This is a genomic window from Rhodococcus gannanensis (assembly GCF_042681175.1).
Taxonomy (GTDB): domain Bacteria; phylum Actinomycetota; class Actinomycetes; order Mycobacteriales; family Mycobacteriaceae; genus Rhodococcus_G; species Rhodococcus_G gannanensis.
The window spans coordinates 135751-147875 of record NZ_JBHUFB010000009.1; the positions used below are offsets into that span (position 1 = coordinate 135751).

Below are 12125 nucleotides of genomic sequence, written 5' to 3' on the forward strand. Positions count from 1 at the left end.
GTGGAGTTCCGCGAGCTGAGGATCGCCGGCGCCTGGGAGATCACGCCCCGCACGTTCGGCGACGACCGCGGCGTGTTCCTGGAGTGGTTCAAGGATTCCGCGTTCCGCGCGGCGGTCGGGGCGCCGCTGGAGTTGAAGCAGGCCAACTGTTCGGTGTCGGCGGCGGGGGTGCTGCGCGGCGTCCACTTCACCGACAACCCGCCAGGGCAGGCGAAGTACGTCACCTGCGTGCGCGGCGCGTTCCTGGACGTCATCGTGGACCTGCGGGTCGGGTCACCGACCTTCGGACAGTGGGACTCCGTGCTCATCGACGACGTCGACCGGCGCGCCGTCTACCTGGCGGAAGGTCTGGGGCACGCGATCCTGTCGCTGGAGGACTCCTCGACGGTCATGTACCTGTGCTCGATCGAGTACACCCCCACCCTGGACCGGGATCTGCACCCCCTCGACCCGGACCTCGCCATCGACTGGCCGACCGTCGGCCGGGACGGGACCCCGCTGACGTACCAGCTGTCCGAGAAGGACACGGCGGCACCGTCGCTGGCGCAGTTGGTCGAGGCCGGGGTCCTGCCGAGGTACTGAACCCGGGCCGGGCTCGGACCCGCGACACGACATACCGCCGACAACAGGCGATCTCACGTCCGGTGGCGGACAATGAGCAGGTCGGGCATCTGCCCGCACGCAGGATCGATTCGCCTTGTCGGAGGGACGGTCATGTCAGCACCATCATCAACCAAGCAGTCCTGGGCACAGGGAACCGCAATGGGCGCCGCGATCATCATGGTCACGGTCGGCATCGTGCAGTTTCTCCAGGGAATCGCGGCGGTCGCCGAGGACGAGGTGTTCGTCGTCGGAATCGAGTACGTCTACCAGTTCGACCTGACCACGTGGGGATGGATTCACATCGTGATCGGCGTGATCGTCACGGCGGTCGGTTTCGTGCTGATCACCGGCGCCGCCTGGGCGCGGATGGCCGCGATCGTGGTCGCGGCGATCTCGATGATCGCGAACTTCCTGTGGATTCCGTACTACCCGTGGTGGTCGCTCCTGATCATCGCTCTCGACGTCGTGGTGATCTGGGCGGTGTCGACCTGGAAGCCCGCCGCGGCATGATCCGGTAACCGCCTGCGGCCCGCCCGAAGTCGGGCGGGCCGCAGCGCGTCGGAAGAGCGTCGAATCAGGGCTTCGGGCTCGGGACGGGCGGGCCGCCTGCGGCGAGCAGGCCGCTCGGCAGCGTCTTCCCGAGGAGCCCCGAGATCAGGCGGGCGGCGCCCAGGGCGCGATCGATGTCGATCCCCGTGTCGATACCGCCGTCCTCGAACATGTAGACCAGTTCCTCGGTGGCAATGTTGCCGCTGGCACCGGGCGCGAACGGGCAGCCGCCGAGCCCGCCGACGGACGAGTCGAACTGGCGGATGCCGAGCGTGTACGCCGCCCACGCGTTGGCGAGGCCCTGGCCGCGGGTGTTGTGCAGGTGCAGCCCGACGTCGACGCCGGGCGCGACGGCGAGAACCCGCTGCAGGACATCGGTGACGCGGACCGGGGTGGCGGTGCCGATGGTGTCGGCGACGGCCAACGCGTCCGCGCCGGATTCGACCGCACGACGGGCGATCTCCGCGACCCGCTCCGGCGGGGTCGGTCCGTCGAAGGGGCAGTCGAAGGCGATCGCGACGATCACCTCGAGGTGCCCACCCGCCTCGTGGACGAGTTCCGCGATCGGTGCGATCAGGGCGATCGAGTCCTCCACGCCGCGACCGACATTCGCCTGGCTGTGGCCCTCCGCCGCGGAGACGACGTACTCCAGCCGGGTGACACCGGCAGCGAGCGCACGCTTGACCCCACCCATCCCGGCGACGAGCGCGGAGAACTCGACGTCCGGCCACCGCTTCAGCTCCGCCGCAACGGCTTCCGCGTCGGCGAGGGACGGCACCGCACGCGGCGACACGAACGAGGTCACCTCGATACGCTTCACCCCCGTCGCAACGAGCGCGTCGATGAACTCCAGCTTCGCGTCGGTGCCGATCGGCTCCTCGATCTGCAACCCGTCCCGCGGACCGACCTCCCGGATGTCGACGGCACGGCTGGCGACATCACGGTTCACGGGGGCGCTCATGCGATCGTCCCCGCATCGCGCAGTCGAGCCAGGGTGTCGGCGTCGTAACCGAGCACCTCCGCGAGCACCTCGTCCGTGTGCGTGCCCGGCCGGCTGGCGCCGCCGAAACGGATGCCGCCCGCGGTGTCACTGAGCTTCGGGATCACCCCGACACCCTTCACCGGCTCCGGGTCGTAGCCATCGTCACCCGGCGCCAGCGACGGATCGATGTGGTCGACGAACATCTCCCGCGCGTTGAACTGCGGGTCCACCATCACCTCGGCGACCGTGTTCACCGGCCCGGTCACGACATCGAACTTGTCGAGAATCGCCACCAGATCCTCGGCGCTGTACCGGGCGGCCCACTCGCCGATCATCTCGTCGAGTTCGTCCTGCCGGTCACCGCGGGCCGTGTGATCGGCATAACGCGGGTCGGTACCGAGCTCCGGGCGTCCCATCGCAGCGGCCAGACGCATCCACAGGGTGTCCTGGTTGGCGGCGATGATCACCCACAGACCGTCGCTGGACTTGTAGATGTTCGACGGCGCGATCCGCTCCAACCGGGTCCCCGACGGCTGCCGCACATGCCCGACCTTGTGATAGTCGGGAATCGTCGACTCCTGGATCGCGAGCGATGCCTCACTCAGTGCGGCATCGACGACCTGCCCGCGGCCGGTGCGCTCGCGGGCATAGAGAGCAGCGAGAACACCCTGGAACGCGAACATCCCGCCGAGGCTGTCACCGAGCGAGAGCGCGATGCGCGGCGGCGCCTGCCCCGGAAACCCGTTGAGGTGCCGCAGCCCACTGATACCCTCCGCGACCGATGCATAACCGGGACGCTCGGAGTAGGGGCCGGTCTGGCCGTACCCGGACACCCGCGCCAGGATCAGCCGCGGATTCAGCTCGCTCAGCACGTCGTAGCCGATACCCCACCTCTCCAACGTGCCGGGCCGGAAGCTCTCCACGACGACGTCGGCGGTCCGGGCCAGGTCGAGGAAGATCTCCTTGCCCGCGTCGGTGCGCAGGTCCAGGCTGATGCAGCGCTTGTTGCGGGCATGTACCCGCCAGAACAGCTTCTGCCCGCCCTGTCCCCAGTCCCGCAGCGGATCGGGACGGTCGGGAGCCTCGACCTTCACGACATCCGCGCCCATGTCCCCGAGGAGCCGACCGCAGTACGGCCCCGCGATCAGGGTGCCGAGCTCGAGGACCCGGACACCGTCCAGCGCTCCACGCGGAGCGGCGCCCCGGTCCGACTCGATCTGGGGATTCGTCGTCATGTGTGCTCGCCTTCGGATACGAGGAGATTGCCGTCGCACCCGAATACATTCGGATGCATTGCTCGGTAGTGCCGATCAAACCGAAAACTGACATGCATGTCAAGTATGCGGATCGGGGCGACCCACACTGTAGGACCCGAACCGGATGTGATGCAGACAACCGACGTTCGGCACGAATCGCCGGGAACAACCCGGCGCCTGTCGCCGTTGAACACCCTGACGGCGTCCGGCTCATACCCCGGGTACCACATTGAATTCGTCGCTTCGAGCGACCACTTGCCGAGAGGCGTTATGGCGGGCGTCGTCACCCCGAAGCCGCCGGTGCATCGCATCGGCGGCTTCACTTCTACTTCGGTGTGACGCCGAGCAGCAGCGCCATCTGCGTCGCGACCGGGTTCAGGTTCAGCGCATCCGGCGCCACCTTCGGGTCGTCGTCCCACGACTGCGGCGTGGCCGGATCGGCGTAGGCGATGCGGTTGGCGGACCGGACACCGGTGACGCTGCCGAACGGGGACGTGCAGTTCGCCGCGAAGTTGGTCGGGAACTCGTCACGGAACTCGTCGAAGTCGGGGTTCTCCCGCTTCATCCGGTCGACGATCGCGCGGGTGCCCTCGTAGCCCTGGGTGCACGGCGGCGGGTTGTCGGTTTCCAGCAGCAGGCCGAGGTGCAGGGTGCCGTCACCCGGCGCGGCCGAGCCTGCTCCCGCGGCGAGCGCGGGCAGGAACGTCAGCAGGTAGTTCAGCGCCATCGCCTTCGGCGCGATCGCGGACGTGACCTGCGACAGGTTTCCGAGCCCCGCGCTCAGGTGCGGTCCCGCGGTGTCGAGCAGCGACCCGGTCTCCCGGCTCGCCTGCGCCCCCGTCTCGATCAGCCGGCGGATGTCGGCGTCGCTTCCCTTCAACTGTGCACTCAGCCGGTTCACGTCCTCGCTGAACCGGCGGATCGCCGACCCCTGCTCGGCCTGCGTCTGCAGCACCGTCCGGCTGTCGCGGATGAGCGCGGTCGCCTGCGGCAGCGCCTCGAGCCCGGCGGCGGACAGGTCGACGGTCGAGTCCACGAGGGTTTGCAGGTCGTCGCCGCGGCCGTCGAACGCCCGGCCCAGTTCGCGCACGGTGGTGGTGAGCGAGTCGACCGGGACCGTCCGCACCAGGTCGTTCGCGGACGCGAGAACCTGTTCGACCGGTACGGGGATCTCGGTGTGCTCGCGCGCGATCACCGTGCCGTCGGCCAGGTACGGTCCGGAGTCCGTGTCCGGCTGCAGATCCACGTACTGCTCGCCGATCGCGGACCGGTTCGCGACGACCGCGCGGGCGGAAGCCGGAATGTCCGGCCCGCCGGCATCGAGCATGAGGTCGACGCGGACGCCGTCCGAGGTCAGGTGCAGGTTCCCGACGGTGCCGACCGGCACGCCACGGTAGGTCACCTCGGCGTTGGAGAAGATGCCGCCGGAGTCGGCGAGGTCGGCGACCACGCGGTACTGACCGAAGCCGAGGAGGTTGTCGATGCGGACGTAGCGTCCGCCGACGAAGAGCAGTCCGACCAGCCCGACGAGAACGAGCGCACCCAACTGCAGTCGCGCCATGCGTCCAAGAGCGGGCACGTCTCACCTCCGTCGATCGACCGGGTCACCACGGTCGACGTGACGCCACCGCACCTTTCGCAGCGGAAACTACCCAGTACGCAGAGTTATATGCAACACAGAGTTACGTACATCTCATTCGCTTTGCTGATCATCCGACGCATGCCGCCGCGACGCGTTACCTTCGAGGGACAACTCGGCATGAAGCGGGATGCGGGGTATGAACAGCGCGACACCGGTCCGGAGCACACCGAACGGTCAACGGGTGCTGCACGCTCTCCTCGTCCTGGTCGCCCTCGCCGCGGTCCTCCTCGCCGGCCACGAGTTGCCGCTCCAGCCGACGCCGTCGCAGGTCCCCGCGACCATCGCCGCTCCCCCGCCGCCGCCACCCGCGCCGCCGACACCCCTCGACGCGGCCGAGCTGTCCGCCCGGATCGTCCCGACCATCGTCACGCTCACCGCTACCTCGGGCGCCCTGACCACCGCCGGCACCGGCATCGTCCTCAGCTCCGACGGCCTCGTCCTCACCAACCATCACGTCGTCGACGGCGCCGCCGACGTCGACGCGATCGCGATGGTGGACGGCGCACTGTACGACGCCGACGTCCTGGGTTACGACCGGTTCCGCGACGTCGCGGTTCTGCGCCTGCACGGCGCCGACGGGTTGCCCGTGGCTCCCCTTGGCCGGTCCGCCGAGCTGCGGTTGAACGACGCCGTCACCGCGATCGGCAACGCCGAGGGCCGCGGCGTCGCCGTGTCGGCACCCGGATTCGTCACCGGCACGGACGAATCCGTCGTCGCCCGGAACTCCAACGACGGCAGCCGCAACCGGCTCACCGGCATGATCGAGGTGGATGCCGACATCCGTCCCGGCGACTCCGGCGGCCCGCTCGTCGACGCCTTCGGGAACGTGGTCGGCATCAGCACCGCAGGCAACACCGGCATGCGACCGGACCCGACCGACGCGTCCGCCGACGTCTCCGTCCCGATCGAGTCGTATGCGCTGCCCATCGACGATGCGATCGCCATCGCCGATCAGGTTCGCAGCGGTGTCGGCACGGGAACCGTCCACGTCGGACCGACGGCCCTTCTCGGAGTGGCCGTCACCGACGCCGGGCGCACCCAGGACGGCGCCAAGGTGGTCGCGGTCGGGATCTCCTCCCCCGCGGAGCAGGCCGAGGTGGTCCGCGGTGACGTCATCGTGAGCTGGGACGGCCGCCCGATCCGCTCCCAGTCCGACCTCACCGTCGAGATGACCAACCGTCGCCCCGGCGACCGCGTCGAGATCGGCTGGATCGACGCGGACGGGCAGCGCAGGACGGCCGTCGTGGTCCTGGCCGAGGGGACGCCGTAGCGCCGAACGGGCCGTAAGAGGACCTGTGCCGCCCATCTCTGCTCGATGGAGCGCGCGGCGGCCATCCGGACCGCCCCTGACCTCCCCGGACATGAGGTGCGCCACACCCCGGGTATCCGGTCCGAGGGCACACCGACGCCCGCATGACCGAAAGACGCAGGTCAATCGGTCACAGGCCGATCCGGCACCCCTCGAACCCGCGCACGATCGGGCCGTCCTGCCGAGTGATCCGAGTCGTCGAGACTGTCGCCCACCACGTCCGCGTGGCATTGTCCTGACACCGACCAAATATTTGCTGGAGCGTAACCGGCGAGTCGGTGGTCGATCGACCACTCGGAGCGCGAAAGGGACCCATGACCCAGGACGCGATGATCGTGCTCCGGATCGGCCTCGCCCGCACCGTCGGCATCGTGTCGATTCCCGTCGGCGCGTCCGGGATCCACTCGGCAGAACGTCGATTCGGCGCGGCCCGCAGCGCACTTCGGGCCACCGGCGCCCAGGTGATTCCGCTCGGCACCGGACCCCGCGTCGCGTGCCTTGTCGTCGGCGGGGACGACGAGACCCGGCCGGAACCCGTGAACACTCTCGCCTGCGTCATCGCCGAGACGTGGGGTGCCGGGCGCGCCACCGGACTCCGGGGCACTGCACTGGTCGCGGCCGGGCCGGTGGATGCACTCGGCGGACTTCCCGACGGTGCGGCGAACGATCTCGCCGCGATGATCTGCCTCCGCGTGAACATGACACGTCGCGGCGAGTGCCCGACGAGATCACCCCGATCCATGCGCCGATGGGCGGAGGTGACCCACGACGCCGACGGACGGGCATAGCAGCGGCAACGATCACCCGATCAACGAATCAGTCTGCACCACAGATCGATTCGAGCTCCCGACCGTGCGCCGAACGACAGCGGCCCGTGGACGGCCGACGGCCCGCGCGGCTCCGTCGAGGGAGCCACGCGGGCCGTCGCATGTGTTCGGATCGAGGCGGTCAGCGCCCGATCTTCAGCATCCGCCCGAAGGTGGCCTGCCACAGCGATCCGTCCGGCGCGATCGTCCCGGTCAGCTGGGTGGGCTCGTCGATCGGGCCGTCGCCGACCTTGGTGTGGGCGCGCCGCTCACCTGTCTCGAAGTCGACCGCCGTGTAATAGACGGGGCCGACCTGCTGGAGACCCGAATCGGCGCTGCCGGAGCTGCCGGATCCCGACTCCCCGTAGGCGAGCGCGTGGATCATGCCGTCGCCCTTCGACAGCTTCGGCAGGGTGGCCATCCGGTCGTTGCTCTCCCAGACCCGATTGCAGCCGTCCTCGCCGACGTCGATGCGCGTCATGCCGCCGATGAAGTCGGCCTGCGCGGGCTCGCTCGGGCCCGGCACCGACAGCTCCGGGTAGGCGAAACCGTAGGTGCTGGGGATGACCAGGGAGTTCCCCCACGCCATCGGCGAGTTCTCCGTGCCCTGACCGGACGTCTCGAACGCCGGCATCTGGCACACCACGGACCCGTCGTCGGAGCGGTAGACGATCAGCTCCGGCGTGATCGCATCGTCGACGATCGCGACCCAGTCGTCGCCACCGGGGCCGAAGTAGGTGGGCGTGGTGCCCGAGCCGGGTCCGAGGTTGCCCGGCTTGCGCACCGTCCCCGCCGTGTACGGCGCCCGCCAGACCACGCTCAGGGCGCCACCGTCACCGGCACGCATCTCGTAGAGGGCCTTGGTGGTCAGCACCGAGACACCCCCGGGGCGAACGGACAGCCCGTTGGTCAGCTTCTCGCCTGCCGGCAGCTGATGGGTCGTGACCTGACCGTCCGCGGCGGCGAGCCCCACGAGACCGTTGGTCGTGACGAACCACATTCCGCCCTCGTAGTCGGGGGCCAGGCTGGTGATCGCGTCGCCGTCGGGGATGTGGGCGCTCAGGTCGACCCGCTCGTCGACGACCATCTCCCAGGCTCCACCCGCGGCGCGTCGGTGCGCCACCTTGTTGACGACGCCGGCGCCGTCCGCAACGACCACCCGGTCGCTGCCGTCGAGGTAGCCGTAGACGCCACCGAGGAGTCCGCCCTTGGTCAGCTGGATCGACGCGATCGGGGCGGCGGTGACCGGATCGAACAGCTTGACCGTGGGCACGGCGAAGGCGAGCGGCGACACACCGACGTACTGGGTGCACAGCGACACCGGCATGCCGTCGGAGCCGACGAACGTGGCCGCGCAGACACCACCCGGCACCGACGACGCGACGAGCCGTCCGTTCGGCCCCGGCCCCGCGTTCGGCGTGGAGTCCGTGGACGCCAGGTCACCGTGCATCAGCGAGGTTCCGGCGGGGCCGACGTCGGGTCCGTCCTGGGCGGAGGCGGTGCCTGCGACCGCAGGCACGACGAGGGCGGCGGCGAGCACGGGGCCGGCCCACCGGACGGCACGGCGCGGGGTTGAGCGCATGCGGGGTTACTCCCATTCTCGAAGGTCGACGGGCGTTCGATCGACCGGGACAGCTCGAATCGTCGAGGTCGGCCCGGCGACGTCGTGGACCACCTCCCGCAGGATGAAACACCAGATTCCCGCTCGAGAACGGCAGAAGCCACCGAATCTCAACGAATTCTGAAGATCACCGCGCGCTGGACGACGAAGTTGATGACGGTCGCGGTGCCCTGCGCGATGCAGAACGCCAGCGGCACCTTCCACCAGTAGTCGGGGAATGCGTGGAACATGATCTGATTCAGCCCGACCTGGACCGCGAAGGTGATGCCGTACAGGATGACCACCGCGACGAACCGGGCGCGGCTCGGCTCGGCCTGGAACGTCCAGCGACGGTTGATGAGGTACGCCGTGGTGGTGCCTGCGACGAAGCTGATCGACTTCGCGACAACCACCGGCAGCCCGATCCACAGCCCGATCACGTAGAGGCCGAAGTCCACGATCGCGGACAGCCCACCGGTGACGGCGAACCGGACGATCTGCGTCACCAGGCCGACCTGCGGGTCACCGGTCTCGTCCCTCACTGGGAGGTCGACGGCCGTCGGCAGATGCGGTTCGGGGTTCTCGGGCACCCGTCGAGGTTAGGTGACGTCTCCCACGCGCGGTCGCCGAGCGTGCCGTTTCCGCGGCAAACGCCGAGGAACAGCCCCGGCAACCTCCCACTCGGCGACCGGACAGGGGCACCGTCCGCGGTGACGCACGGGTAACCTCTCTGTCGATGTCCACGACAGCCGACGAGGCCCCCGCTGTCCCCGCGACACCCCGGCCTCTGACCACCCAGACCCGAACCCTCACCGGATGGGGGCGCACCGCGCCGACCACCGCGGAGGTGCTCTCCACCCCCGACGTCGAGGTGATCGCAGCCGCGGTCGCCCAGGTGGCGGAGAAGAACGAGGGCAAGCCATCGCATCTGCGCCGTGGCGTCATCGCCCGCGGCCTCGGCCGTTCCTACGGCGACCCGGCCCAGAACGCGGGCGGCCTGGTCATCGACATGAATGCCCTGAACAAGATCCATCGGATCGACCGGGAGTCAGGGCTCGTCGAGGTCGACGCCGGTGTGAACCTGGACCAGTTGATGCGCGCGGCGCTGCCCTTCGGGCTGTGGGTGCCGGTGCTCCCCGGCACCCGGCAGGTCACCATCGGTGGCGCGATCGGGTCCGACATCCACGGCAAGAACCACCACAGCGCCGGCAGCTTCGGCAACCACGTGGTCTCGCTCGACCTCCTCACCGCCGACGGCAAGGTCCGGACGCTGACCCCGAAGGGCAGCCGCCAGGATCCGAAGGCTGCGCTGTTCTGGGCGACAGTCGGCGGCATGGGCCTGACCGGCATCGTCCTCAAGGCCACGATCAAGATGACGCCGACCGAGACGGCGTACTTCATCGCGGACAGCGTGCGCACCGAAAGCCTCGACGAGACCATCGCGCTGCACAGCGACGGCTCCGAGGACAACTACGACTACTCGTCCGCGTGGTTCGACGCGATCTCCGCGCCGCCGAAGCTGGGCCGCGCCGCCGTCTCGCGCGGCTCGCTCGCGACGCTGGACCAGCTGCCGGCGAAGCTGCAGAAGGATCCGCTGCGGTTCGACGCCAAGCCGCTGCTCACGTTCCCGGACATCTTCCCGAACGGACTCGCCAACAAGTTCGACTTCACCGTCGTCGGCGAGCTGTACTACCGGAAGACGAAGAACGCGACCGGTCAGGTGCAGTCGCTGACGGCGTTCTACCACCCGCTCGACCTGTTCGGTGAGTGGAACCGGGCCTACGGCTCGAAGGGCTTCCTGCAGTACCAGTTCGTGGTGCCGCCGGAGGCGGTCGACGAGTTCAAGAAGATCATCGTCGACATCCAGCGCTCCGGGCACTACTCGTTCCTCAACGTGTTCAAGCTGTTCGGCGAGGGCAACCAGGCCCCGCTGAGCTTCCCGATGCGCGGCTGGAACATCTGCGTCGACTTCCCGATCAAGGCCGGCCTGAACGAGTTCGTCACCGAACTCGACAAGCGCGTCCTCGAATTCGGTGGCCGGCTGTACACGGCGAAGGACTCCCGCACCAACGCAGAAACCTTCCACGCCATGTACCCGCGGATCGACGAGTGGCTCGCGACCCGCCGGAAGTACGACCCCACAGGCGTTTTCGCCTCCGACATGTCTCGACGACTGGAACTGAACTGATGATCAACGCTGTGGGCAACCCCCAGACCCTGCTCCTGCTCGGCGGCACCTCCGAGATCGGCCTCGCCATCTGCGAGGAGTACCTCCGCAAGGCTCCGATGCGCGTCGTCCTGGCCGCGCTGCCGGGCGACCCGCTGCGCGAGGACGCCGTCGCCCAGATGAAGGCGGCCGGTGCCACCGAGGTCGAGCTCGTCGACTTCGACGCCCTCGCCACCGAAACGCACCCCAAGGTCATCGACCAGGCGTGGGCCAAGGGTGACGTGGACGTCGCGATCGTCGCGTTCGCGCTCGACGGTGACGCCGAGGAACTGTGGCAGAACCAGCGCAAGGCCGTTCTCGTCGCGAACGTCAACTACACCGCCTCCGTGTCCGTCGGCGTCCTGATCGGCGAGAAGATGAAGGCCCAGGGCTTCGGCCGGATCATCGCGATGTCGTCGGTGGCCGGTGAGCGCGTCAAGCGGGCCAACTTCGTCTACGGCTCCACCAAGGCCGGCCTCGACGGCTTCTACCTGGGTCTCGGCGAGGCGCTCGCCGAGTTCGGCCCGAAGGTGACCGTGGTCCGTCCCGGCATGGTCCGCACCCAGTTCAGCGCGCACGTCAAGGAGGCGCCGCTGACGGTGAACAAGGACGTCGTCGCCCGCATGGCCGTGTCGGCGTCCGACGCGGGCAAGGAGATCGTCTGGACGCCCGGCCCGTGGAGGTTCGTGATGATGGGCCTGCGCCACGTCCCCCGCGCGATCTTCCGCAAGCTCCCGATCTGACACTGGTCCCGGCGATCACGCAGGTCCGTTCGCGGGTCTGCGTGATCGCGACCGTCATGCCGGAGTGCGCGAGTGCCCCTCCCGCCTCCTGCGAACGACGCGCCAGGCGACAATCACGGCGATCACTGCGGGACCGCAGTGCACGAGCAGAACGCCCGCGAGACTCGGGCCTCCCCAGTCGTCCCGGTAGCTCTCCGGGTCGCCGACGTCGATGGTGACGATCTCGGCGACGCCGCGTGCGACGGCGTAGGCGCCGACAAGCCCGCCGAGCGTGTACCCGAGTGGCCTGAGAATTCGAGGCCGCAGACGCGGGTTGACGGCGGCCACCACGAGCAGGACCACCAGCACGACCATCGCTGCGAGCGTGGCGATGCCGATGAGCGGGGACGGATCGGACTCGGCAGCCGCGGTTGTCATGGATTCGAGTTC

12 protein-coding genes are annotated in these 12125 nt (G+C 69.1%); 6 read left to right on the forward strand and 6 right to left on the reverse strand.

Translation table 11 applies throughout. The features are described from left to right. Together ACFSJG_RS07420 and ACFSJG_RS07425 are read left to right on the forward strand one after the other, a co-directional pair. Complete coding sequence (locus ACFSJG_RS07420; RefSeq protein ID WP_378484561.1) at positions 1-582, forward strand: dTDP-4-dehydrorhamnose 3,5-epimerase family protein; 582 nt, start codon at positions 1-3, stop codon at positions 580-582. Between the two features lie 132 nt (positions 583-714). Next, positions 715-1113: a DUF7144 family membrane protein gene (locus ACFSJG_RS07425; protein WP_378484562.1), complete on the forward strand. Its 399-nt coding sequence runs from the start codon at positions 715-717 to the stop codon at positions 1111-1113. A 64-nt stretch (positions 1114-1177) separates the two neighbouring features. Here the strand turns inward: ACFSJG_RS07425 and ACFSJG_RS07430 are convergent, their stop codons facing one another. From ACFSJG_RS07430 to ACFSJG_RS07440, 3 genes are all read right to left on the reverse strand, one after another. Further along, positions 1178-2113: a hydroxymethylglutaryl-CoA lyase gene (locus ACFSJG_RS07430; RefSeq protein WP_378484563.1), complete on the reverse strand. Its 936-nt coding sequence runs from the start codon at positions 2111-2113 to the stop codon at positions 1178-1180. Next, a complete protein-coding gene (locus ACFSJG_RS07435) occupies positions 2110-3369 on the reverse strand; it encodes a CaiB/BaiF CoA transferase family protein (RefSeq protein WP_378484564.1) in 1260 nt (419 codons plus the stop codon). Before ACFSJG_RS07435 ends, ACFSJG_RS07430 begins: the two co-directional genes overlap by 4 nt. Before the next feature lie 346 nt (positions 3370-3715). Then, positions 3716-4951, reverse strand: a complete 1236-nt coding sequence (locus ACFSJG_RS07440) for an MCE family protein (protein WP_378485248.1) — start codon at positions 4949-4951, stop codon at positions 3716-3718. Between the two features lie 217 nt (positions 4952-5168). On the opposite strand from ACFSJG_RS07440, the gene ACFSJG_RS07445 reads away from it, so the two are divergent. Both ACFSJG_RS07445 and ACFSJG_RS07450 read left to right on the forward strand, forming a co-directional pair. Then, on the forward strand, positions 5169-6302 hold the full coding sequence (locus ACFSJG_RS07445) for a S1C family serine protease (protein ID WP_378484565.1): 1134 nt from the start codon (positions 5169-5171) through the stop codon (positions 6300-6302). 353 nt (positions 6303-6655) lie between these two features. Further along, positions 6656-7129: a hypothetical protein gene (locus ACFSJG_RS07450; protein ID WP_378484566.1), complete on the forward strand. Its 474-nt coding sequence runs from the start codon at positions 6656-6658 to the stop codon at positions 7127-7129. Between the two features lie 160 nt (positions 7130-7289). Here ACFSJG_RS07450 and ACFSJG_RS07455 read toward each other — a convergent pair whose 3' ends face one another. Continuing rightward, positions 7290-8729, reverse strand: coding sequence for a hypothetical protein (locus tag ACFSJG_RS07455; protein ID WP_378484567.1), 1440 nt, complete (start codon positions 8727-8729; stop codon positions 7290-7292). Between the two features lie 149 nt (positions 8730-8878). Next, complete coding sequence (locus tag ACFSJG_RS07460; protein ID WP_378485249.1) at positions 8879-9313, reverse strand: GtrA family protein; 435 nt, start codon at positions 9311-9313, stop codon at positions 8879-8881. A gap of 170 nt (positions 9314-9483) precedes the next feature. Here ACFSJG_RS07460 and ACFSJG_RS07465 point away from each other — a divergent pair, with 170 nt between their 5' ends. Both ACFSJG_RS07465 and ACFSJG_RS07470 read left to right on the forward strand, forming a co-directional pair. Next, positions 9484-10935 carry an FAD-binding protein gene (locus ACFSJG_RS07465; protein ID WP_378484568.1) on the forward strand — a complete coding sequence of 484 codons (1452 nt, stop codon included), beginning with the start codon at positions 9484-9486 and terminating at the stop codon, positions 10933-10935. Further along, entirely contained in the window at positions 10935-11696 is a 762-nt protein-coding gene (locus ACFSJG_RS07470) for a decaprenylphospho-beta-D-erythro-pentofuranosid-2-ulose 2-reductase (RefSeq protein ID WP_378484569.1), read from the forward strand. Before ACFSJG_RS07465 ends, ACFSJG_RS07470 begins: the two co-directional genes overlap by 1 nt. Before the next feature lie 54 nt (positions 11697-11750). Here ACFSJG_RS07470 and ACFSJG_RS07475 read toward each other — a convergent pair whose 3' ends face one another. Next, positions 11751-12113: a hypothetical protein gene (locus tag ACFSJG_RS07475; protein ID WP_378484570.1), complete on the reverse strand. Its 363-nt coding sequence runs from the start codon at positions 12111-12113 to the stop codon at positions 11751-11753. Positions 12114-12125 lie beyond the last annotated feature (12 nt).

Coding starts and splice junctions, on each gene's coding strand:
- ACFSJG_RS07425 (WP_378484562.1), top strand. CDS start 715: ATGTCAGCACCATCATCAACCAAGCAGTCCTGGGCACAGGGAACCGCA.
- ACFSJG_RS07435 (WP_378484564.1), bottom strand. CDS start 3,369: ATGACGACGAATCCCCAGATCGAGTCGGACCGGGGCGCCGCTCCGCGT.
- ACFSJG_RS07470 (WP_378484569.1), top strand. CDS start 10,935: ATGATCAACGCTGTGGGCAACCCCCAGACCCTGCTCCTGCTCGGCGGC.
- ACFSJG_RS07445 (WP_378484565.1), top strand. CDS start 5,169: ATGAACAGCGCGACACCGGTCCGGAGCACACCGAACGGTCAACGGGTG.
- ACFSJG_RS07440 (WP_378485248.1), bottom strand. CDS start 4,951: ATGGCGCGACTGCAGTTGGGTGCGCTCGTTCTCGTCGGGCTGGTCGGA.
- ACFSJG_RS07430 (WP_378484563.1), bottom strand. CDS start 2,113: ATGAGCGCCCCCGTGAACCGTGATGTCGCCAGCCGTGCCGTCGACATC.
- ACFSJG_RS07465 (WP_378484568.1), top strand. CDS start 9,484: ATGTCCACGACAGCCGACGAGGCCCCCGCTGTCCCCGCGACACCCCGG.
- ACFSJG_RS07450 (WP_378484566.1), top strand. CDS start 6,656: ATGACCCAGGACGCGATGATCGTGCTCCGGATCGGCCTCGCCCGCACC.
- ACFSJG_RS07455 (WP_378484567.1), bottom strand. CDS start 8,729: ATGCGCTCAACCCCGCGCCGTGCCGTCCGGTGGGCCGGCCCCGTGCTC.
- ACFSJG_RS07475 (WP_378484570.1), bottom strand. CDS start 12,113: ATGACAACCGCGGCTGCCGAGTCCGATCCGTCCCCGCTCATCGGCATC.